The organism is Microvirga sp. TS319 (assembly GCF_041276405.1).
Classification (GTDB): domain Bacteria; phylum Pseudomonadota; class Alphaproteobacteria; order Rhizobiales; family Beijerinckiaceae; genus Microvirga.
Genome location: NZ_JBGGGT010000001.1, coordinates 1,643,173 through 1,662,688, shown reverse-complemented (window position 1 = coordinate 1,662,688; position 19,516 = coordinate 1,643,173). Strand labels below are relative to the sequence as shown.

The following is a 19,516-nucleotide window of genomic DNA, read 5'->3' as shown; positions in this document are numbered from 1 at the left end:
TTACCGTGACATCACCGGAGCCGCCGGGCGGGAAAGGGGGATCTTCTAAAGAGATCCAGAGGGCTCTGATCCAGGAAGTAACCACCTGCTGCGGAGTATCGAATCCGAGACTGGTGAAAATCTTCAGTCTTCGATCTGGCTCTCACCGCAGTTGCAAAAGCATCCGTTGAGGAGCGAGCCCCGCTGGTAAGAGATGGCTCTTCGGGAGTAAGCCTTGGCTGGCGAATGAGCCATACCAATGGTCGGCTGGGATCTCCCACCTTGCCAGGTTGTATGGAACCGGGTTTCCCCGGGGTGTGTTCTTCAGAAAAAGTAGTTCTTGGATGCGGTGCAATCGTGGAGGAAGCTGCGATGAGAGTAGGATTGTTAATTTCGACAGCCGGCTTGATCCTGTCGGCGACCTCGATTGAAAGCTGGGCCGGGCCTTGCACCGACCAGATCAGCGCATTGCAAAAAGTCCTGGATAGCAGTGACGCTGGGTCGGGTCCGACCATGAGAACCGGTTCCACGAACGCCATGACGACCGGCTCGACGCAATCTCAACAGGGCGGCGCCGAAGGCGTGGTTCCTGCGACACCGCGCCAGGTGCCTCCCGCCGGTGAGGCTCCTAAGACCAATGCCACGACCGCCATGAACGCTGCGACGCAGGACAAGGCCGCATCGCCTCAGGACGTGCGTTCGCAGATCCAGGGACAGCCCACAAGCTCGCAGATCGCGTCTGGGGCTACGCCCGCGCCGGATCGAGCAAAACAGGTGGAGGCGGCTCTTGGGCGCGCCCGGTCCGCCGATCAAAGCGGGAACGCGACTGATTGCACGAACGCCATCAACGAAGCTAAGGGCCTTCTCGGTACCAAGTAGAAGACGACGGGGGCGGATAGCGCCCCCTGCGCGGGCTTTTGGCACGGCGGCCTCACCGCGGCGCGTGTTGCGGCGTCGCCTGGGATGTTTTTCTTTCAAAGGAATAGCGCATGGTGCGGTTCGTGGCGGCCGTGTTGCTTTGGGCGATGGCCTCCGCAGCTGCTGCCGAGCCGCTGAGAACGGCCGTGTTCGACATCGAACTCGTCGACATGAGTCAGGAGGCGGAGCGCGGGCCGAGAGACGATCAGAGCCGCCGCGTGAAGCTCGTCAGTGATGAACTGCGCAGGTTGCTCCAGGCTTCACCGCAAATCCAGCTCGTCGAGTTGGGCCCCGCGAGCGACGAGATCAACCAAAAAGCGCCTCTGTACAGGTGCAACGGCTGCGCCGAGGACATCGCCCGGGCGCTCGGGGCCGAACTTCTGGTATCGGGTATCGTGCAGAAGACCTCAGATTTGATCCTGAGTTTCGCCATCGCAATCAGGGATGTCCGGTCCGGCGAGCTCGTTCGCGGAGGGCAGGCCGACATCCGCGGAAATACCGATGAGAGCTGGCTGCGCGGGATCCGCTGGATCGTGAAGAACCGCCTCCTGTCCGAGCCACTGCCGACGCGGCCCTGACATGGCACCGGCAAGAGGCGGAAACTCCGTCCTACCTCCATTGAGGAGCCATCCGCGACATTTGCGTTCTCAGGTACGCTCGTTCCTATTCGCTCCCATGACGAACCGGCGTAAGCTGCCATTCCGAGGACGTTAGCGGATACGGCTAGGCCCAGGGGGCCTGCGCAGGCCGCGTCCGAGGGAGAGGCCCGATGTTGTCCAGGCGTGATATCCTTCTGGCTGCAACCGTCGCGCCAGCATGGGGCAGGGCCGCTGATCCTCGTGAGGTGAGGGCGGGCGTACTCCCCTTCGGTACGGTGCTGTGGGAGATCGACACCATTCGCAGAGCGGGCCTCGATACGGCGAACGGCCTCACGCTCAAGCCGGTTCTGTTGGCCACCAATGACGCCGCCCGTATCGCATTCCAGGCCGGACAGGTCGACACGATCGTCACCGACCTTCTACTGGCGGCCCGCCTTCGGAATGAGAACCGAAAGGTGAAGTTTATCCCCTTCTCGGCGACGGAAGGCGGCGTGATGGTGCCCGCCCGGTCCTCCATCCAGACCGTGGTGGATCTCGTCGGGAGGCGGATCGGAGTCGCCGGAGGGCCACTGGACAAGAGCTGGCTTCTTCTGAAAGCCGATGTTCAGCGGAAGTCCGGCATCGACCTGAGCATAGGTGCGGCTCCGGCCTATGGTGCTCCGCCGCTCCTGATGAACAAGCTCGAGGCGGGCGAACTTGATGCCGCATTGCTGTTCTGGAATTTCTGCGCGCGACTGGAGACAAAGGATTATAGGCGCCTCGTCGGCGCGGGCGACCTTGCGCGATCGTTCGGCGTCGAAGGTGAAATTGCTCTTCTGGGCTATATCTTCAAAGAGGAGACGGATCCGGCCATCCTCGACGCCTTCGCAAGGGCATCCCATGGTGCCAAGCGGATCCTGCAGGACCGGGACGACGCATGGCTCCCGATCCGCTCCCTCATGAGCGCGGAGGACGAGACGACGTTCCAGGCTTTGAAGCGGTACTTCATCGAGGGCATTCCGCGCCGCAGCATTCCCGATGAAAGGGCCGACGCGGAGACGCTGTTCAGGGTGCTGGCCAGGATCGGCGGCGAGAAGCTGGTCGGTCCAGGCCAGAGGCTGCCCGCCGGCCTCTACTGGAATGAAGATCGCAATCCGATGTGAGCTGATCGATGCCAACTGGCCTCCTGTCACGCCTTCTCTCGCTTCTGCTGCTCCTGCTCCTGTGGCAGACGGTGACCAGCATGGCAGGCAGCGGGGAGGTGCCTTCGCCTGCGGGTGTCTTCGCGTTTGTCGTGGAGGAAGCCCGGTCGGGAGATCTCGCCCGCAATCTTACGGCGACGCTGAGACGCGTCCTCATATCCTTCTCCCTGGCCATGGTCATCGGAGGAGCCATCGGACTGGCGCTGGGCCGGTCACCTCGGTGCGACCGGATCGTGGATTCGTGGCTCATGATTCTGCTCAATACGCCGGCCCTTGTGATCATCATCCTGTGTTATGTATGGCTCGGCCTGTCTGAAACGGCCGCCATCGCGGCTGTCACGCTCAACAAGATTCCAAACGTTGCGGTCATCATGCGTGAGGGCGCCCGCTCTCTCGACCCGCAGATCGAGGAAATGCGCAAGGCATTCCGGTTCGATCGTCTGACCTGGATCCGGCATGTTCTGCTCCCGCAGGTCGAGCCTTACGCGATCGCCGCCGCCCGCTCGGGTCTCGCTCTGGTCTGGAAGATCGTTCTCGTCGTCGAGTTGCTCGGGCGCCCGGATGGCGTCGGATACGCGCTCTCCTACTACTTTCAGCTGTTCAACGTGGCAGCCCTCCTGGGTTACAGCCTCGTCTTCACGGCTGTCGTCCTCGTGATCGACTCCGTCGTCCTTCAGCCTCTGGAAGTCTATGCAAGACGCTGGCGCCCTGTTCCCTCTGCAGCTTGATGTCGACCGGAAGGTGTACCGGCGGAAGGGGTTGCCGCCGCTCGAGGTCCTTCGCGCGTTCAGGCTCGTCGTCCATCGGGAGGAAACGCTGTGCCTGATCGGGCCTTCGGGCGTGGGCAAGACGACGGTCCTGCGAATCCTGATGGGCCTGGATCGGGATTTCGAAGGCAGCGTTCGTCCGGCGCTCCGCGAGTTCCGGATCGGCCCTGTCTTTCAGGAGCCGAGGCTTCTGCCATGGCGCACGGCCGAGGACAACATCCGCCTGGCCTTGACGAGAAGCGAGCGTCGTCGACCGCTCGACGGCCTGTTCGCTGACTTGCGATTGACCGAGTGGGTGCGGCGGTATCCAGGCGAGCTCTCGGGCGGCCTGGCTCGGCGCGTTGCCCTTGCTCGCGCGCTGGCGATCGAACCGTCCCTTCTCGTGCTTGACGAGCCCTTCGTATCGTTGGACGAACACGCCGCGGCCGATCTGCGGGCCACGGTCTTCGACGTGGTCGCCAGACATCGGCTGAGCGTCCTCATGGTGACGCACAACGTCCGGGAGGCGCTGGCTTTCGCGGATCGGTTGGTTCTTCTGGATGGCAGGCCCGCGCGGATACGGGCTGAGATCCGGATTACCACACCTCGCCAAGGCCGCTCCGACCGATGGATCGAGGCAACGCTGGAGCAGCTTGCCGCGGATCATCCGCAGACCATATCGTCCGGTCGTGCGGCACTTCACCGTTGACGGGCCACAACATGAGCCGTTTGGCAGCCTTCGTGAGACATTGGGGTGTGCGAGCTCACCGGTCTCGAAAGTGGATTTCACACGTGCGAGGAATCCGATGCATGCTGCCTCAAACGGCGCTTTTCGGGTCGCGGATCGGAAACGCCATGGGGGCAGAAGCCGTACCCGATTCCTGCCGATGCGGCCCCGAGGGGCCGCGGGTCGCGCCCGGGCGCATCGCCTGTCTCTATGCTCTTGTCCTGAGCGTGGGAGCCGTCGCTTCGTCCGGACCATCTGCCGAAGAGGCAAACCCGTTTCCCGTCACGGAAATCGCAGCTGGCGTCTTCGTTTACGAGGCGCCCATCGCTCTCGCGGACGCGAACAATCTCGGCGCGATCGCCAACCTTGGATTCGTGATCGGCGAGGACGGAGTTGCCGTCATCGACACCGGCGGGAGCTTGGCCGCGGGACAAAGGCTCCTTGCTGCGATCCGGGAGCGGACCGACCTCCCGATCCGATATGTCGTCAACACTCATGTGCATCCGGACCATGTCCTGGGCAACGCGGCGTTCGAAGGCAGCGGAGTGACGTTCGTGGGGCACCGCAACCTTCCCCAGGCTCTCGCCGACCGCGCAAAGACCTATCTGGCGGCCAACAGCGCGTTGATCGGCGCGGCGTTTGCGGGAACCTCCATCGTTCCACCGACGCGGCTCGCCGAGGACGTCGTGGAGATTGATCTCGGTCGTCGAAAGCTTCGGGTCGAGGCCTGGCGCACGGCTCACACCAACACCGACGTCACGGTCCTCGACGAGGCGACGAGCACATGGTTCCTTGGCGATCTGCTCTTCATCGGCCATGTTCCGGCCTTGGACGGCAGTTTGGCGGGATGGATCCGCACGTTGAACGAACTGCGAGCCCGCCCCGTCGCGCGGGTCGTGCCCGGACATGGTCCCTCGGCCGCCCCATGGCCGGCTGCCGCGGACCTCACACAACACTATCTCGCGGCCCTCCAGGCCGATGTACGGACGTCGATCCGTCAGGGCCACACGATCGGAGAGGTCGCCCGACAGGCTGCCCAACGTGACGCAGGCCCATGGTTGCTGTTCAATCAGTTCAATGCTCGCAATGCGGTCACCGCGTTCCATGAGCTCGAGTGGGAGTGACGGCGCCTGGAAGACCGCAAGCGCGGTGTGCCGGCTCCGACATCTTCGGCTGCAGCGGGCACTGAAAATCCGCGATGTGCGGCAATTCCCTTTGCGACCGGCGAATATTGGCCATGATCTCGCTGTATGGCCGAGCTTGGAGAGTTATGCTTAATGTTTACTGGCAAATGTGGAGTGCGTCATTGATGATTATGTCAATCGGCCGTATGATTTACGTTGGCTTCGGTTTTTAAAAGCTTCGCTTAGGGAGGCGAATCTTGTCGCTGACTTCGTAGCTTCCTCCCGGACCGGCCAGGACCGGGCGCAGTTGCCGGCCGCGATATGTGCCGAGGCTCTTGATCCCCCCTGACGCTAATCGGCGGGTGCTCCGCATGCAGATCGCAGCATGAGCATCCCGGGAGGAGACAACATGAAAGCGTTGCGCCTAGTGTCTGCGTTTGCCTTGTTAGCCGGCAGCGTTCCGGCCAGTGCGAACGAAGAGGTTCAGAAGCTGATTCAAGACCCGAACCAGTGGGTCATTCAAACAGGTGACTACGCCAACACCCGGTACTCCAAGCTCGATCAGATCAACGCGACCAACGTGAACAAACTTCAGGTCGCCTGGACGTTCTCGACCGGTGTCCTGCGTGGTCACGAGGGCTCGCCCCTCGTCGTGGGCGACGTCATGTATGTGCACGCGCCGTTCCCCAATACGGTCTTCGCGCTCGATCTCAACAACGACGGCAAGATTCTTTGGAAGTACGAACCCCGTCAGGACCCGAACGTCATCCCGGTCATGTGCTGCGATACGGTCAACCGCGGATTGGCTTATGCCGACGGCAAGGTTTTCCTCCATCAGGCCGACACCACCGTCGTGGCGCTTGACGCCAAGACCGGAAAGCCTGTCTGGACGGCCGTGAACGGTGATCCCAAGAAGGGCGAAACCAACACGGCAACCGTGCTGCCGGTGAAGGACAAGATCATCGTCGGCATCTCGGGCGGTGAGTTCGGTGCGCGCTGCCATGTAACCGCGTACGACATGAAGACGGGCAAGCAGGTCTGGCGTGCCTACTCCATGGGACCTGACAGCGAGATGCTGATCGATCCCGACAAGACGACGGAACTGGGCAAGCCCGTCGGCAAGGATTCGAGTCTCAAGACGTGGCAGGGTGACCAGTGGAAGACCGGCGGCGGTTGTACCTGGGGCTGGTTCGCTTATGACCCGCAGCAAAACGCCTTCTACTACGGCTCGGGAAACCCCTCCACCTGGAACCCGAAGCAGCGGCCCGGCGACAACAAGTGGTCGATGACCATCTTCGCCCGTGATGTCGATACGGGAATGGCGAAGTGGGTCTACCAGATGACACCGCACGACGAGTGGGACTACGACGGCGTGAACGAAATGATCCTGACCGACCAGGATATCGGCGGTCAGCGACGTCAGACGCTTGTCCATTTCGATCGGAACGGCTTCGGCTACACGCTCGATCGGATCACCGGCGAGTTGCTCGTGGCCCAGAAGTTCGATCCGGCAGTAAACTGGGCCACAAAGGTCGACATGGACAAGAACAGCAAGACCTATGGCCGTCCGCTCGTCGTAGCGCAGTACTCGACCGAGCAGAACGGCGAAGACGTTAACACGAAGGGAGTTTGCCCCGCCGCTCTAGGCACCAAGGATCAGCAGCCGTCGAGCTACTCTCCACGGACCAACCTGTTCTACGTCCCCACCAACCACGTCTGTATGGACTACGAGCCGTATAAGGTCAGCTACACGCCGGGTCAGCCTTATGTCGGCGCGACGCTGTCGATGTACCCTGCTCCGAACAGCCATGGTGGCATGGGCAACTTCATCGCGTGGGACGCCCGCGAGGGCAAGATCGTCTGGTCGCTGCCCGAAACGTTCTCCGTGTGGTCGGGTCCTCTCGCGACCGCAGGCGACGTCGTGTTCTACGGAACCCTCGAAGGGTATCTGAAGGCCGTCGACGCCAAAACCGGCAAGGAGCTCTACAAGTTCAAGACCCCGTCGGGCATCATCGGCAATGTGATGACATACACGCATGGAGGAAAACAGTACGTGGCAGTGCTGTCTGGCGTCGGCGGCTGGGCCGGAATCGGCTTGGCGGCCGGTTTGACCGACCCCCATGCTGGCCTCGGTGCCGTCGGCGGCTATGCGGGTCTGAGCGACTACACGGCGCTCGGCGGTCAGCTGACCGTCTTCGCCCTGCCGCAATAGGCGAGCGATCGGCCTCCATCATCAAACACCGGAACTGGCGCAGTGATCTGCGCCCGTTCCGATTGTCGTCCCGATCCCCCCATGCAAGGAGAGGGTTTGTGTCAGGGAAAAGGTTTCGATCGCTTATGCGCCCGGCGGCAAGGGGCGTCATCGGTGCCGGGGCGCTTGTGCTGCTGTTCGCCCCGGCCGTGCCGCGGGCCGATCCGACCGCTCCCGCCCGCGAGGAAAACGGGAAGTTTTTCGATGCCGAGGGCAACCCGACCTACCGCATCAAGCCGGACGGAACGGTTGATTGGTACACTTATTCCGGCTTCCGTCGCTATCACTCGGATTGCCATACCTGCCACGGTCCCGATGGCGCCGGATCGACCTATGCCCCGGCTTTGGCGGAATCCCTGAAGACGATGACCTACCAGCAGTTCACGGAGGTCGTCATCCAGGGCCGTCAGAATCTCAGGAACGGCAACACCAACGTCATGCCGGCTTTCGGCACGAACCCGAACGTCGTCTGCTACTTGGACGACATCTATGTCTATCTTCGGGCCCGTGCCGATGGGGCTCTCGGTCGCGGACGGCCGGAGAAGAGGGATGACAAGCCACAGGCTGCGAAAGATGCCGAGACGTCGTGTCTCGGCGGATGAGAGGGCGCGCCGCCGTCACCCGCGGCGCGGCCCCCGGCCGGAACGTCTCTGGAGGAAGCTGGGGCGAATGCTCGGCGTCGGGCTCGCGACTTGCGTCATCGGAGTCGGCCCATCCCATCCCGCTCGCGCGCAGCACCTTCCCGATCTCGTCACGCCGGAGGTTCTGCGCGTCTGCGCGGACCCGGCCAACATGCCGTTCGCGAACCGCGCGGGGCAGGGGTTCGAGAACCGGATTGCGGCTATTCTGGCCGACGAACTGAAGGTCCCGCTGCGATATTACTGGCTGCCGCAAGGTCCAGGGTTCGTCCGCAATACGCTAGGCTTGAAGCTCTGCGACGTCGTCATCGGGTATGCCGCCGGTACGGACATCGTTCAGCATTCGAATCCCTATTACCGTTCGGTCTATACGGCCCTCGTGAAGACACGGGGGGACCTCGCCGATCTCAAGCAACTCTCCGACCCGCGGCTCCGCTCGAAACGGATCGGCGTCATCGCCGCGACACCATCGGTCGATCATCTCGAAGCCCTTGGTCTCGGGGCGAGCATGAAGCCCTATTCGCTGCTGGTCGACCGGCGCTTCGAGTCGCCCGGAGACGACATGATCGCGGACCTGCTGGCAGACCGTCTCGATGTCGCAATCCTCTGGGGACCTGTCGCGGGCTACGGCGCGATGCGACATGAGGGCACGCTTACCATGGTGCCTCTGATCCACGAGGCCGAGCGTCCGCCTCTGGCGTATCGCATCACGCTCGGGATGCGGCCGAACGAGATCGAATGGAAACGAACTCTCAATACCGCGCTTCACAACCGCCAATCCGACATCGACCGTGTTCTCCGCGCGTATGGAGTGCCTCTCCTCGACGATGACGGCCACCTCATCGAGGCCCCGGCGTCGGAGGATGTCAAGCCATGAGGCATCCGCACGGGACCGCATGGACTTTCGGCCTTGGCGTTCTCGCCTGGATCCTCGCGGTGCCGTGCACCTATGGCCAGGCTCCGCAGGAGCCAGAAGGCTACCGGCTCAAGGACTACAGGGCCGCGACACCCGCGACCCTCGAGGGAGCAACGGTGATCGACACCGGGGAAGCCGAGGCGTTGTGGCGCAAAGGTGGTGCTGCCTTCATCGACGTTCTCCCGCAGCCGGAACGGCCCGCCAATCTCCCGCACCGCATTCTCTGGCATCCTCCGTCGCACGAGAGCATTCCGGGGGCCATGTGGTTGCCCAATGTCGGCTTCGGCGAGATCGCCCCGGAAACCGAAGCTTATTTCCGCAACGGCTTGGCCGTTGCTTCCCATGGCGCTTCTTCGCACGTGCTCGTCTTCTTCTGTCAGAGGGATTGCTGGATGTCCTGGAATGCAGCCAAGCGTGCTCTCAGCTATCGCTATTCTGCCGTTTACTGGTATCCTGAAGGAACCGATGGTTGGAAGGCCGCGGGCCTGCCTTTGGAGAAGGCTGAGAAGGGTCCCTAGCGCATCGTGCGGACCCGGCGGGCCGCACTCGCGAAAGTGGCCCCGGTTCTTACGAACGTGGTCCTTCGGGTCCGCTCCGAACGATGCGCCATTGAGGGAGTGGAGCATCGGAGGGTTGGCGCAGGAGCCACATCCGTCTGATCTCGCAACCGCGTTCGAACATTGTCCTTCATCGGGAGGCTGTTCATGACCCTGAATCTGCGTGTCGTCGCATCGCTGTGGGCCGGTGTCGCCGCTCTCCTGCTGTTCACATGCCCGTCCTTCGCGGATGACGAGAAGACCTGGTCCGAGATCCGATCCGCCATCATCGGCGGGAGCGTTCCCGAGGATGGAGCCGGACGGTTGAGCCTCGTTGCGCCGGTGCGTGCCGAGGATGCCGCCATCGTGCCGATCGAGATGCATGTGAGGCTCCCCGATGACGAAAAGGGCAGGGTGATCCGGATCACGCTCGTCGTGGATGAAAATCCGGCTCCGGTCGCGGGCGTTTTCCAGCTTGGGGAAGGCCAATCCGTCTTCGATCTGGCAACCCGGGTGCGGATCGACTCCTACTCGTTCGTTCGGGCCATCGCGACCATGGACGATGGGCGCCTCTACATGGCGAAGGCCTATGTCAAGGCCGCGGGAGGGTGCTCGGCGCCGGCCGTCAAGGACCCGGCGGAAGCAAAGGCTCACCTCGGGGACATGAGATTCAGGGTCTTCGCCGATCGGGGCGATGCGCAGATCCAGGTGCGGCACCCCAATTATTCGGGCCTGCAGATGGACCAGGTCACCCGCCTGTACACGCCCGCCTGGTTCATCGAGCACCTCGACCTTCGGCAAGGCGAAAAGACGCTCTTCAGGCTGGAGGGCGGCATCTCCATCAGCGAGGATCCGACTTTCCGGTTCAGCTACGGCAGCACGGGTGAGCCGGTGACGGCGGAGGCGAGGGACAACGAGGGCCGCGTCTTCACGCAGACCTTCCCGGCGTCCGGCTCGTAAAGGTCCGCCTCAGCGGAAGCAGCGGATTTCGGCCTCCGCTTGAGCGCGGCGGAGATCGGCCACGATGTCGTCGAACATTTTGGCATTGCGGAACAGCGAGAGCTGCTGTCCAACTCCCTGTCTCATGGACAGGATCGTCTCCGCCTGGACATAGCGGTCATACGGGATGATCGAGGCCAATACGTCGACGGAGCAGGAGCATCGTTCGAGCATGTCGCGCGACCGCCCGTTCGCCGCCATGCAGCCGAATACGTAATCGGCCCGGGCATTGGTGGGATAGTCGTTGGCGGGTTCGCCCTCGGCCGCCTGGCCCGCTCCGATGAGCAGGGCGAGAACGGCGCCCACCCGTACGCTCGTCTCAAGGACCGTCCGGATCATAGCTGAGGGTCTCCAGAAGAAGGGGGTGGCCGTTCGTGTCATCCGCCCTGACATCGATCGAGACGATCTTTCCCGGCACATGGTCGGATACCACGAACGAATAGGTAAGGGTGTCGAGGCCCATCATCTGGGAGTGATGAGGATCTTGAAGGAATGGCCGCATCGCGATTCTCCAGGCCGGCACCTGCCCGTCCCGGTAGGCGGTCGTGAGCGGGGTGACCGAGGCGCCGTCTCGCAGGCCGGTCCGGATGGCGTTTCTGAAATAGCGCGGATTGGCCCCGATCGCCGCAACAAGGGTCTGGAGGTGCTGCTCGAGGAACAGGACGAGGACGGGATTGCCTGAAACATCGTCGAATGGCCCGGCCGGCCGCCGCTGGCCGCCGGAAAACATCTCGACCTGCACGTTGCGGGACTCGGCGGTCGATCCCGGGCCGACGAGGAGCCGGATCGTGTCCGAAAACCCGCGCACCCGCTCGGAGGGCAGGCTGCTGACGCGCTCGTACCGGTAGAGCAGGGCGGTGTCCGAGGAAACGGACCGCCAGTCCTGCGTCTCGAAGAGGAGATCGGACGCGGCGGGTGCTTCCTGAGCCGGAGCCGGTGCGGCGGCCGTCCAGGCTAGAAGCCCGATGACAAAGATTAGACTCCGCATGCAGTCTCCTCGACAGGCTGCCGGCCGGCCGAGGCGCCGAAGCCCCGATAGACCGGTGTGGCGGAGACGGCCGACGACTCGGCCGCGGCGAGATGGCGGATCGATGCATGGTGAGGCGAGAGATGGCAGGCCGGATCGGTGGCCGCAGCATCGCCGGTCAGAGCCAGAGCTTGGCAGCGGCAGCCGCCCCAGTCCCGCTCGCGCCGTTCGCAGCTTCGGCACGGTTCCCGCATCCAACTCGTGCCGCGGAACGCATTGAAGGCGGGAGACCGCGTCCAGATTTCTCCGAGAGAGTGCTCGTGCACGGTCCAGAACGCCAGGTCCGGGATCGATTCCGCCGCATGGCACGGCAGCACCTTCCCGGTCGGCGTGACATTCATGAGGCGCCGCCCCCACCCGCCGGCGCAGGCCTTTGGAAAAGTGGCATAGTAATCGGGCAGCACGTGGTCGATGACCAAGCACCCCTGCAGGCGCTCCCGCGCCGCTTCCACGAGGGCGATCGTGCGATCGACCGAGGCCCGGGTCGGCATGAGGGCGGCCCGGTTCACGTAGGCCCAGCCGTAATACTGGGTGTGGGCGATCTCGACGCGCTTCGCGCCAAGCTCGACTGCGAGATCGATAACCCCGGACACGTCGTCGATATTGCTCCGGTGGATGACGGCGTTGATCGTCAGCGGCAGGTCGAGCTCGATCACGTGTCTGGCGAACGCGATCTTCTGCTCGTGCGCACCCTTCAGGTGAGCAACCTCATCGGCATCCACAGCGTCAGCCGCCTGAACGGAGAGCTGCACATGGTCGAGCCCGGCCTCGGCGAGCCCGCGGAGCTTTTCCCGGGCGGGACCGACGCCGGAGGTGATCAGGTTGGTATAGAGGCCGGCGTGCGTGCAATGGGCTGTGATCTCCGCGATGTCGGCCCGTGCCGTTGGTTCCCCTCCCGACAGATGCACATGGAGCACGCCGAGTTCCGCGGCTTCGCTGAGGATTCTGCACCAAGTCGCGGTATCGAGCTCCGCCGAGCGACGTTCGAGTTCAACCGGATTGGAGCAATAGGGACAATGCAGCGGGCAGCGGTGGGTGAGTTCGGCGAGAAGTCCGATCGGGGGAGGGGCGTCGTTCGGAGCATCACTCATGGCTTCTGATCCGTTTCCGGGTTTGTGGTCCCTAGAGCATCGGATCCAAAAGTGGACCCGCTTTTGGGGTCCAATCCGATGCTCCACTCCTTCAATGGCGCATCGTTCGGAGCGGAGAACCGGGGCCACTTTTCCGCACGATGCGCTAGTATGCGCCGGTTCAAGAGGCCGTTCAGCATTTCGATCACATCCGCCTCGATCACGGCAGGGTCCTCATCGAACCGGGCCGCGAGATCGCCGGCGATCTCGCGGATACTTCTCCGGCCGTCGACGAGCTTGAGCACCTCCAGGGCGATGGCGTCGAGATCGAAGGCCCGCTCGGGGGCGAGGAGAACGTGCGTGTTCCGGATCCTGTCATGATGCACCCTGACGCCCCGTGGAAGGCAGAGGACGCTGCCTGTACTCAATCCGCTGGCCATCATGGCGTCTCCGCATTCGGCTTCCACGCTCCGGGAGGCACGAGACCCGGTTCGACATAGCTGAAATAGAGAGCATCCAGCTGAGCCCAGAGCACGTCGCATTTGAACGACAGCGCGTCGATCACCGCCTGCTGCTGGGCGCGCGTCACGGCATTCCGCTTCACGTAGTCCAGGGCGAAGTCCGCATCCCGCGGAGCCTGCGACATCCGTTTTTCGAAATAGCTGAGCGTTTCGCGCGATATGAAGCTGTACCCGGCCAGCATTCCGGAGACGCGTTCGGAGATGATGGTGGGACTGAACAGCTCCGTCAGCGATGACGCGACCGCCTCGAGGAGCGTGCGTTCTCGTACAAAATGAACATAGGCCTCGACGGCGAAGCGCGTGGCCGGAAGGGCCCCCTGCATCGACATGACGTAGGCTCGCGGCAGATCGAGCCCGTCGGTGAGACGCAGCCAACGTTCGATGCCGCCTTCGCCTTCCTTCTCTCCGTCGTGATCGACGATCCTCTGGAGCCAGGCTCGCCTCAGCGTACGATCCTCGGCCCGGGCCATGAGGCTGGCATCCTTGATCGGGATCATCGCTTGGTAGCAGTAGCGGTTCAAGGCCCAGGCCCGCACCTGATCGCAATTCAGTCGTCCGCCATGCAGAAGACGATGAAACGGGTGGAGGTTGTGATAACGCCGTGCGCCGAGGGTCCGCAATTCCTCCTCGAGCTCCGAGGCTGAGAGCAGGCGGCCGTCTGTCGGAACCGATTCCTGAGATACGGACAAGCCATCCGTCATGGGAGGATCCTCAGACCATCATGCGCCACGATCCATCCGCTCCGCTCGACGAGGCGGCGTTCGTCGGAGCCTTCGACAAGCACGGGATTGGTGTTGTTGATATGAACGAAGATCCGTTGCGGCACCTGGATGGCGGCCAGCCCCGCGATCGAACCGTCCTCGCCCAGCATGGGGCTGTGCCCCATCCGGCGGCCGGTCTTGTCGCTTACGCCCGCCCGGACGAGGTCGTCATCATGGAGAACGGTCCCGTCGAAGAACAGCGCATCCACTCCCGCGATCCGAGCGAGCACATCGCGATCGACCCGTGCGCAGCCCGGCACGAAGGCGATCCGCTTGCCGGCCGCCTCGAGGATGACCCCGATCGTGGCATCGGGATCGTCCTCGTCGGCCTGATCAGGGCTCTCGCGCCACAACGGGGTTTTGCCTGGAACGGCAAAGACCGTCGCGGACAATCCGGGTACCGGCTCGAAGGGCTGCCCGAGACGTACAGGGCGACGCACGACGAGCTCCGGCGCGAGTGCGTCGAAGATCGGGTTGAGCGCCAAGGTATCGAGGGTCTTCCGGGTGGCGAACAAAGCGAAAGTCTGTCGCTCCCTGAGCGTCAGCAATCCAGCCACATGATCGATCTCGGCGCTCGTCAAGAGGACGGCCTGAATCGGAGAGTGCCGCGACCCTGCCCGCGGGTGCAGATCAGTCGTCTGGGCGATCTGCATCCGGATGTCCGGCGATGCGTTCAGCACAAGCCAACCCTCACCGTCAGCCGACACCGCGAGGCTCGACTGCGTCCGGGACCGGACCCTTGGATCTCCGCTCCACGCCAATCGACAGACCGGACAGCGGCAATTCCATTGCGGGACACCGCCTCCTGCTGCAGACCCGAGAACGATGGCCTGCACCTCTGACTGCCTGCGCGACGGTCAGATTATCTGAAAGGGTCGATCTCGCTTGTCGGATCGATGTCGGCCGACTCGTAGCTGGTCACTTCCATGCCGACGCAGTACTCGAGAACAGAAGGTTTTGACCACTTCATGCTCATTGTTTCCTCCGCAGCTCGCCACGCGGTCCTTCGTCAGGAGAGCCGCGGGCGTCGACTTGGCGGTTTTGCGCCAAGATCCTAACCAACTATGCTGAAATCCGCGAGCCGAAGCAAGCAGAATTCCCCCCGGCGGGGGCTGCGACATGACTGCCTCGGCACCCGGCTTGGACTGCCATCCGTCGCAACGCTGGAACGGTCAGATCGGAACATCAACCGCATTGCGCGGCACGCAACGCCAACGGTTGATCCGCCAGGCAGGATGGCTTTGCTGCCATTCCGCGAGCGTTGATTGTGCATGGACAAGGCAGCCCATGTAGCTCGCGTCCTCGTATGAGAAGGTCAGCCGCTCCTCGCGACAACTCTGGGGGGCGCTCAGGAGGCAAATGGTCATCAACACCAGCATCGACTGTCTCCAAGACTCTTCAAGACTCTTCCGCTCCCCTTGGATGAGCCGTTCGCGAAACAACGCGTGATCGGCCGTAAAGGGCGAGCTGCGCCGCGAAAATATGTGTCATGCGCATGCCCGGCAGAACGCTACCGTATGAGCATGGGTGGCCGGTCTCCATCCGCCGTCGAAGCCCCCAAAGAGCCCATGGATGTTCGACCGCGGATCGAATATTGTACAGCACTCGGAGAAGGGCGCCGCGGCTGTGCTCGAACATACGACTTTTCAGGATCGTCCGCTCAAGCTGCTGCATTGGTTTTGCCGGCTCGCAGCTGCGCTGGTCCTTCTTTGGGCCGGTTCGCCCGAGGCCGCCGAGACCGTCGATGTGAGGATGGCCTATCTGGCCTACCAGCCTCCCGCACCCCCTTCCTACGAGATCGATCCGACTCCTGAGGACGAGGGCCTCGCCGGGGGCAGCCTAGCGGTCCGGGACAACAACACGACCGGGGCATTCACGGGTCAACACTACAGCCTCGTCGAAGCTTGGCTTGCCGAAAACGAAGATCCGGTTGCCAAGGCCCGGACGCTTGTCGAGGAGGGCATTCGTGTCCTGATCGTCAATCTGCCGGCCTCCGAGCTTCTGGCGGTGGCCGATGCTTTGAAGGATCAGTCGGCCCTGGTGTTCAATGTCGGGGCGACCGATGACCGGCTGCGCGGTTCCGATTGTCGCAAGAACGTGCTGCACGTCGCTCCGAGCCGGGCAATGCTGACGGATGCCCTGGCGCAGTTTCTCGCCTTCCGGCGCTGGTCGAGGGTGTTCTTGGTCACAGGCCCCCAAGCAGGCGACCGGCTCTACGCGGATGCGATGAAGCGATCGGCTCGAAAGCTCGGACTGTCAGTCGTGGCCGAACGGCCCTGGGAGTTCGGACCCCTTGCCCGTGCAAAGGCCGATGCGCCGACCACGGCGGAGGCGCTCGTCTTCACGCGTGACGTCGACTATCAGGTTCTCGTGGTGGCGGACGAGGCGGGTGATTTCGGCGATTATCTGCCGTACCGAACCTGGCAGCCGCTGATCGTTGCCGGAACGCAAGGGCTGACGGCAACCACGTGGCATCCGACGCTCGAGGCGTGGGGGGCCGCGCAGGCGCAAAACCGCTTCCGACGGATGGCGAACCGTCCCATGCGACCGCTGGACTATCAAACCTGGATGGCCGTTCGGGCCGTCGGCGAGGCGATCACGCAGGGTGCCGGGGCGGACCCGGCGGATATCGGCAGGATGATACTGGATCCCCAGTTCGGATTGCCTGCCTACAAGGGAGTGTCCGTAAGCTTCCGGTCATGGGATCACCAGCTCCGCCAGCCGATTCTTGTCGTGCAGCCGAGATTCCTCGTGTCGGTCGCTCCGGAAAACGGCTTTCTTCATCAGCGAACGCCCCTCGATACCTTGGGGATCGACGAGCCCGAGAGCGAATGCCGGATGTGACGATGCCGTGATAGGGAATAGACCCATGACCTGCAGGTTCGAGTTGTCCAGCGTCTATGCGGCTTGCATCCTGATCCTCATCGGGTTCGTTCCTTGCACGGCTCGTGCCTATACGGTGTTCGTCTCCAACGAAAAGGACAACACGGTCACGGTGATCGACTCGGAGGGGCTTCGGGTCGTCTCCACGGTGAAGGTCGGGCGCCGCCCGCGCGGAATCCTCATCACAAAGGATGGGAAGAACCTCCTGATCTGCGCCAGCGACGACAACAGGATCGACGTCATGGACACCAAGTCCTTCAAGATCCTGCGCTCCCTGAAATCGGGAGCGGACCCCGAACTCTTCGCCCTGCATCCGGCCGGAAATCCGCTCTACATCGCCAATGAGGACGACAACCAGGTGACGGTCCTGGACATCGAAAAAAACATCGTCGTGAAAGAGGTTCCCGTGGGGGTCGAGCCGGAAGGAATGGGCGTCAGCCCCGACGGCAAGGTGCTCGTGAACACCTCTGAAACGACCAACATGGCTCACTTCATCGACACGCAATCCTATAAGGTCCTCGACAATGTGCTCGTCGACGCAAGGCCGCGCTTCGCCGAGTTCTCGGCGGACGGCAAGATGCTGTGGGTCTCATCCGAACTGGGGGGCACGGTCAGCGTCATCAATGCGGAGACGCGCAAGATCGTCAAGAAGATCGGTTTCAGGATTCCGGGCCTCCCGAAGGAAGCCATCCAGCCGGTCGGCGTGAGACTGACCCGGGATGGCAGCAGGGCCTTCGTGGCGCTCGGTCCGGCCAACCGGGTGGCTGTGGTGAACACGGACACCCTCGAGGTCGAGAAGTATCTGCTTGTCGGCCAGCGCGTGTGGCAACTTGCCTTCACGCCCGACGACAAGCTCCTCTTCGCGACGAACGGCGTCTCCAACGATGTTTCGGTGATCGACGTCGAGAAGCTCAGGGTCGTCAAGAGCATCGGCGTCGGACGGGCCCCCTGGGGCGTGGCCGTGACGCCGGAGTAAGGAGCGCGTGCGATGGACGCAATCGCGGGAAATGCCGGACCGGATCAGACGCCCCATCATCGGGTCGCTGCTCTGAGTGTCGAGAACGTGAGCCACTGGTTCGGGAAACGGCAGGTCCTCCGGGACGTCTCCCTGCATGTCCCGCAAGGCCGTGTCGTGGCGCTCCTTGGTCCCAACGGAGCCGGCAAGACGACGCTTTTCGCGATCGTCACGCGGCTCTATCACAGCCGCACCGGAACCGTGCGGGTCTTCGGCTGCGACATTCATCAGGATCCGTCACGGGCGCTTGCCAGTCTGGGCATCGTGTTTCAGACCCGAACTCTCGATCCCGACCTCACGATCCTCCAGAACCTCGTCTATCACGCATCGCTCCACGGAATCACCAGGCATCAGACGCAGGAACGTTGCGTCATGCTTCTCAAGCGGGTCGGTCTTGCCGAGCGAATGGACGACAAGGTGCGGAACCTGTCGGGCGGTCAGGCCCGCCGGGCCGAGATCGCCCGCGCCCTCGTCCATCGGCCGCGCCTCCTGCTGCTCGACGAGCCGACGGTCGGGCTCGACGTGGCGTCGCGATCCGACATCGTTGCCGATATCCGGGGGCTCGTGCGCGAGGATGGCCTGTCGGCTCTGTGGGCCACTCATCTGCTCGACGAAGTCGACTCCGACGACGATCTCGTGATGCTCCACGAGGGCCGGGTGATCGCGAGCGGACCTGTCCGGACGATCGCGCAGCAAGGCGACCTCACCGCCACGTTCCGCAGGCTGACGAGCGACAGACGGATCAAGGAGAACGCATGAGCGATATGACGGTCGGCGGCGGCAGGCTCGGTCCCGCCGGCTACATCACCTGCTTCGGGGGCATTGCGCGGCGGGAGTTCCTGCGCTTCCTCAATCAGCGAGGGCGCTTTCTCTCAGCCCTGGTCCGGCCGCTCGTCTGGCTCTTCATCTTCGCCGCGGGGTTTCGCAGTATCCTCGGGGTCTCGATCATGCCTCCATACGAGACCTATGTCCTCTATGAGGTGTATGTCGTCCCTGGTCTCGCGGTCATGATCCAGCTCTTCAACGGCATGCAGTCGTCGCTGTCCATGGTTTACGACCGCGAAGTCGGCTCGATGCGGGTTCTTCTCACCAGCCCGTTTCCGCGCTGGTCTCTCCTGCTGGCCAAGCTTGCCGCGAGCGTTCTGGTGTCTCTCGCTCAGGTCTATGTCTTTCTCGCGATCGCCCATTTCTGGGAGGTCGAGATCCCGCCGATCGGCTATCTGACTGCGCTTCCGGCCTTTGTGCTGTCAGGGCTGATGCTCGGCGCGATCGGCCTGTTCCTGTCGTCGCTCGTCCGTCAGCTCGAGAACTTCGCCAGCGTGATGAACTTCGTGATCTTTCCGATGTTCTTTGCGTCCTCCGCCCTCTATCCGCTTTGGCGCATCCGGGAATCCAGCGAGGCGCTCTACCTGATCTGCCGGGTGAACCCGTTCACGCATGCGGTCGAGTTGGTCCGCCACGCACTCTATGGCTCCTTCGAGCCGGTCGCGCTGCTCGTTGTTGCCTCCGCGACAATCATCTTCTTTCTGCTCGCCGTTGTGGCGTATGATCCTGCGCGCGGTGTCATGACCCGTCGCGGCGGGCCCCCGGGAGAGTTGGCATGAGGCGTTTCTCATGGTGTGGCG

21 protein-coding genes and 1 pseudogene are annotated in these 19,516 nt (G+C 63.1%); 15 read left to right on the top strand and 7 right to left on the bottom strand.

Features of this window, described 5'->3' with window-relative positions:
- Positions 1-492: 492 nt before the first annotated feature.
- The 11 genes from AB8841_RS07620 (at position 493) to AB8841_RS07570 (ending at position 10,575) form a co-directional block, all read left to right on the top strand.
- Positions 493-858 carry a hypothetical protein gene (locus AB8841_RS07620; RefSeq protein ID WP_370435184.1) on the top strand — a complete coding sequence of 122 codons (366 nt, stop codon included), beginning with the start codon at positions 493-495 and terminating at the stop codon, positions 856-858.
- A gap of 110 nt (positions 859-968) precedes the next feature.
- Positions 969-1,475: a DUF3280 domain-containing protein gene (locus AB8841_RS07615; protein WP_370435183.1), complete on the top strand. Its 507-nt coding sequence runs from the start codon at positions 969-971 to the stop codon at positions 1,473-1,475.
- Positions 1,476-1,666: 191 nt separating this feature from the next.
- The gene (locus AB8841_RS07610; RefSeq protein WP_370435182.1) at positions 1,667-2,638 is read left to right on the top strand and encodes an ABC transporter substrate-binding protein; all 972 of its coding nucleotides are present in this window, start codon (positions 1,667-1,669) and stop codon (positions 2,636-2,638) included.
- 8 nt (positions 2,639-2,646) lie between these two features.
- Positions 2,647-3,405: an ABC transporter permease gene (locus AB8841_RS07605; RefSeq protein WP_370435181.1), complete on the top strand. Its 759-nt coding sequence runs from the start codon at positions 2,647-2,649 to the stop codon at positions 3,403-3,405.
- Positions 3,368-4,132 (top strand): ABC transporter ATP-binding protein, encoded by a 765-nt coding sequence (locus tag AB8841_RS07600; protein ID WP_370435180.1) that lies wholly within the window; start codon positions 3,368-3,370, stop codon positions 4,130-4,132. The genes AB8841_RS07605 and AB8841_RS07600 overlap by 38 nt, the downstream gene beginning before the upstream one ends.
- 101 nt (positions 4,133-4,233) lie before the next feature.
- The gene (locus AB8841_RS07595) at positions 4,234-5,274 is read left to right on the top strand and encodes a quinoprotein relay system zinc metallohydrolase 2 (RefSeq protein ID WP_370435179.1); all 1,041 of its coding nucleotides are present in this window, start codon (positions 4,234-4,236) and stop codon (positions 5,272-5,274) included.
- Positions 5,275-5,683: 409 nt separating this feature from the next.
- On the top strand, positions 5,684-7,486 hold the full coding sequence (gene xoxF5, locus AB8841_RS07590; protein WP_370435178.1) for a lanthanide-dependent methanol dehydrogenase XoxF5: 1,803 nt from the start codon (positions 5,684-5,686) through the stop codon (positions 7,484-7,486).
- A gap of 125 nt (positions 7,487-7,611) precedes the next feature.
- Positions 7,612-8,127, top strand: coding sequence for a c-type cytochrome, methanol metabolism-related (locus AB8841_RS07585; RefSeq protein ID WP_370435177.1), 516 nt, complete (start codon positions 7,612-7,614; stop codon positions 8,125-8,127).
- Between the two features lie 67 nt (positions 8,128-8,194).
- The gene (locus tag AB8841_RS07580; protein WP_370435569.1) at positions 8,195-9,040 is read left to right on the top strand and encodes a substrate-binding domain-containing protein; all 846 of its coding nucleotides are present in this window, start codon (positions 8,195-8,197) and stop codon (positions 9,038-9,040) included.
- Positions 9,037-9,597, top strand: a complete 561-nt coding sequence (locus tag AB8841_RS07575; protein ID WP_370435176.1) for a PQQ-dependent catabolism-associated CXXCW motif protein — start codon at positions 9,037-9,039, stop codon at positions 9,595-9,597. Before AB8841_RS07580 ends, AB8841_RS07575 begins: the two co-directional genes overlap by 4 nt.
- 186 nt (positions 9,598-9,783) lie before the next feature.
- The gene (locus tag AB8841_RS07570) at positions 9,784-10,575 is read left to right on the top strand and encodes a quinoprotein dehydrogenase-associated SoxYZ-like carrier (RefSeq protein ID WP_370435175.1); all 792 of its coding nucleotides are present in this window, start codon (positions 9,784-9,786) and stop codon (positions 10,573-10,575) included.
- Between the two features lie 9 nt (positions 10,576-10,584).
- On the opposite strand, the gene AB8841_RS07565 is transcribed toward AB8841_RS07570, so the two are convergent.
- From AB8841_RS07565 to AB8841_RS07535, 7 genes and pseudogenes are all read right to left on the bottom strand, one after another.
- Positions 10,585-10,953 (bottom strand): hypothetical protein, encoded by a 369-nt coding sequence (locus AB8841_RS07565; protein ID WP_370435174.1) that lies wholly within the window; start codon positions 10,951-10,953, stop codon positions 10,585-10,587.
- On the bottom strand, positions 10,934-11,602 hold the full coding sequence (locus AB8841_RS07560; protein WP_370435173.1) for a hypothetical protein: 669 nt from the start codon (positions 11,600-11,602) through the stop codon (positions 10,934-10,936). Before AB8841_RS07560 ends, AB8841_RS07565 begins: the two co-directional genes overlap by 20 nt.
- The gene (gene pqqE / locus AB8841_RS07555; RefSeq protein WP_370435172.1) at positions 11,590-12,732 is read right to left on the bottom strand and encodes a pyrroloquinoline quinone biosynthesis protein PqqE; all 1,143 of its coding nucleotides are present in this window, start codon (positions 12,730-12,732) and stop codon (positions 11,590-11,592) included. The genes AB8841_RS07560 and pqqE overlap by 13 nt, the downstream gene beginning before the upstream one ends.
- Positions 12,733-12,872: 140 nt before the next feature.
- Positions 12,873-13,933, bottom strand: a pseudogene (gene pqqC, locus AB8841_RS07550) (pyrroloquinoline-quinone synthase PqqC); the annotation flags it as partial.
- Positions 13,930-14,829, bottom strand: a complete 900-nt coding sequence (pqqB, locus tag AB8841_RS07545; protein WP_370435171.1) for a pyrroloquinoline quinone biosynthesis protein PqqB — start codon at positions 14,827-14,829, stop codon at positions 13,930-13,932. The gene pqqB and the pseudogene pqqC, both read right to left, overlap by 4 nt.
- Positions 14,830-14,855: 26 nt before the next feature.
- Positions 14,856-14,963 (bottom strand): pyrroloquinoline quinone precursor peptide PqqA, encoded by a 108-nt coding sequence (pqqA, locus tag AB8841_RS07540; RefSeq protein ID WP_370435170.1) that lies wholly within the window; start codon positions 14,961-14,963, stop codon positions 14,856-14,858.
- A gap of 202 nt (positions 14,964-15,165) precedes the next feature.
- Positions 15,166-15,372 (bottom strand): hypothetical protein, encoded by a 207-nt coding sequence (locus AB8841_RS07535; RefSeq protein WP_370435169.1) that lies wholly within the window; start codon positions 15,370-15,372, stop codon positions 15,166-15,168.
- 193 nt (positions 15,373-15,565) lie between these two features.
- Here AB8841_RS07535 and AB8841_RS07530 point away from each other — a divergent pair, with 193 nt between their 5' ends.
- The 4 genes from AB8841_RS07530 to AB8841_RS07515 are packed head-to-tail and all read left to right on the top strand — an operon-like array spanning position 15,566 to position 19,495.
- The gene (locus AB8841_RS07530; protein ID WP_370435168.1) at positions 15,566-16,837 is read left to right on the top strand and encodes an ABC transporter substrate-binding protein; all 1,272 of its coding nucleotides are present in this window, start codon (positions 15,566-15,568) and stop codon (positions 16,835-16,837) included.
- Between the two features lie 25 nt (positions 16,838-16,862).
- A complete protein-coding gene (locus tag AB8841_RS07525) occupies positions 16,863-17,852 on the top strand; it encodes a YVTN family beta-propeller repeat protein (RefSeq protein WP_370435167.1) in 990 nt (329 codons plus the stop codon).
- A 12-nt stretch (positions 17,853-17,864) separates the two neighbouring features.
- The gene (locus tag AB8841_RS07520; protein ID WP_370435166.1) at positions 17,865-18,650 is read left to right on the top strand and encodes an ABC transporter ATP-binding protein; all 786 of its coding nucleotides are present in this window, start codon (positions 17,865-17,867) and stop codon (positions 18,648-18,650) included.
- Positions 18,647-19,495, top strand: a complete 849-nt coding sequence (locus AB8841_RS07515) for an ABC transporter permease (RefSeq protein ID WP_370435165.1) — start codon at positions 18,647-18,649, stop codon at positions 19,493-19,495. The genes AB8841_RS07520 and AB8841_RS07515 overlap by 4 nt, the downstream gene beginning before the upstream one ends.
- Positions 19,496-19,516 lie beyond the last annotated feature (21 nt).

What these genes read in the sequence shown, in the direction of transcription:
- pqqE (WP_370435172.1), bottom strand. Translation starts at nt 12,732, where the DNA reads ATGAGTGATGCTCCGAACGACGCCCCTCCCCCGATCGGACTTCTCGCC.
- AB8841_RS07580 (WP_370435569.1), top strand. Translation starts at nt 8,195, where the DNA reads ATGCTCGGCGTCGGGCTCGCGACTTGCGTCATCGGAGTCGGCCCATCC.
- AB8841_RS07620 (WP_370435184.1), top strand. Translation starts at nt 493, where the DNA reads ATGAGAACCGGTTCCACGAACGCCATGACGACCGGCTCGACGCAATCT.
- AB8841_RS07610 (WP_370435182.1), top strand. Translation starts at nt 1,667, where the DNA reads ATGTTGTCCAGGCGTGATATCCTTCTGGCTGCAACCGTCGCGCCAGCA.
- AB8841_RS07535 (WP_370435169.1), bottom strand. Translation starts at nt 15,372, where the DNA reads ATGCTGGTGTTGATGACCATTTGCCTCCTGAGCGCCCCCCAGAGTTGT.
- AB8841_RS07515 (WP_370435165.1), top strand. Translation starts at nt 18,647, where the DNA reads ATGAGCGATATGACGGTCGGCGGCGGCAGGCTCGGTCCCGCCGGCTAC.
- AB8841_RS07520 (WP_370435166.1), top strand. Translation starts at nt 17,865, where the DNA reads ATGGACGCAATCGCGGGAAATGCCGGACCGGATCAGACGCCCCATCAT.
- AB8841_RS07605 (WP_370435181.1), top strand. Translation starts at nt 2,647, where the DNA reads ATGCCAACTGGCCTCCTGTCACGCCTTCTCTCGCTTCTGCTGCTCCTG.
- AB8841_RS07600 (WP_370435180.1), top strand. Translation starts at nt 3,368, where the DNA reads ATGCAAGACGCTGGCGCCCTGTTCCCTCTGCAGCTTGATGTCGACCGG.
- AB8841_RS07615 (WP_370435183.1), top strand. Translation starts at nt 969, where the DNA reads ATGGTGCGGTTCGTGGCGGCCGTGTTGCTTTGGGCGATGGCCTCCGCA.
- AB8841_RS07595 (WP_370435179.1), top strand. Translation starts at nt 4,234, where the DNA reads ATGCTGCCTCAAACGGCGCTTTTCGGGTCGCGGATCGGAAACGCCATG.
- AB8841_RS07565 (WP_370435174.1), bottom strand. Translation starts at nt 10,953, where the DNA reads ATGATCCGGACGGTCCTTGAGACGAGCGTACGGGTGGGCGCCGTTCTC.
- xoxF5 (WP_370435178.1), top strand. Translation starts at nt 5,684, where the DNA reads ATGAAAGCGTTGCGCCTAGTGTCTGCGTTTGCCTTGTTAGCCGGCAGC.
- AB8841_RS07570 (WP_370435175.1), top strand. Translation starts at nt 9,784, where the DNA reads ATGACCCTGAATCTGCGTGTCGTCGCATCGCTGTGGGCCGGTGTCGCC.
- pqqA (WP_370435170.1), bottom strand. Translation starts at nt 14,963, where the DNA reads ATGAAGTGGTCAAAACCTTCTGTTCTCGAGTACTGCGTCGGCATGGAA.
- AB8841_RS07585 (WP_370435177.1), top strand. Translation starts at nt 7,612, where the DNA reads ATGCGCCCGGCGGCAAGGGGCGTCATCGGTGCCGGGGCGCTTGTGCTG.
- AB8841_RS07525 (WP_370435167.1), top strand. Translation starts at nt 16,863, where the DNA reads ATGACCTGCAGGTTCGAGTTGTCCAGCGTCTATGCGGCTTGCATCCTG.
- AB8841_RS07560 (WP_370435173.1), bottom strand. Translation starts at nt 11,602, where the DNA reads ATGCGGAGTCTAATCTTTGTCATCGGGCTTCTAGCCTGGACGGCCGCC.
- AB8841_RS07530 (WP_370435168.1), top strand. Translation starts at nt 15,566, where the DNA reads ATGTTCGACCGCGGATCGAATATTGTACAGCACTCGGAGAAGGGCGCC.
- AB8841_RS07575 (WP_370435176.1), top strand. Translation starts at nt 9,037, where the DNA reads ATGAGGCATCCGCACGGGACCGCATGGACTTTCGGCCTTGGCGTTCTC.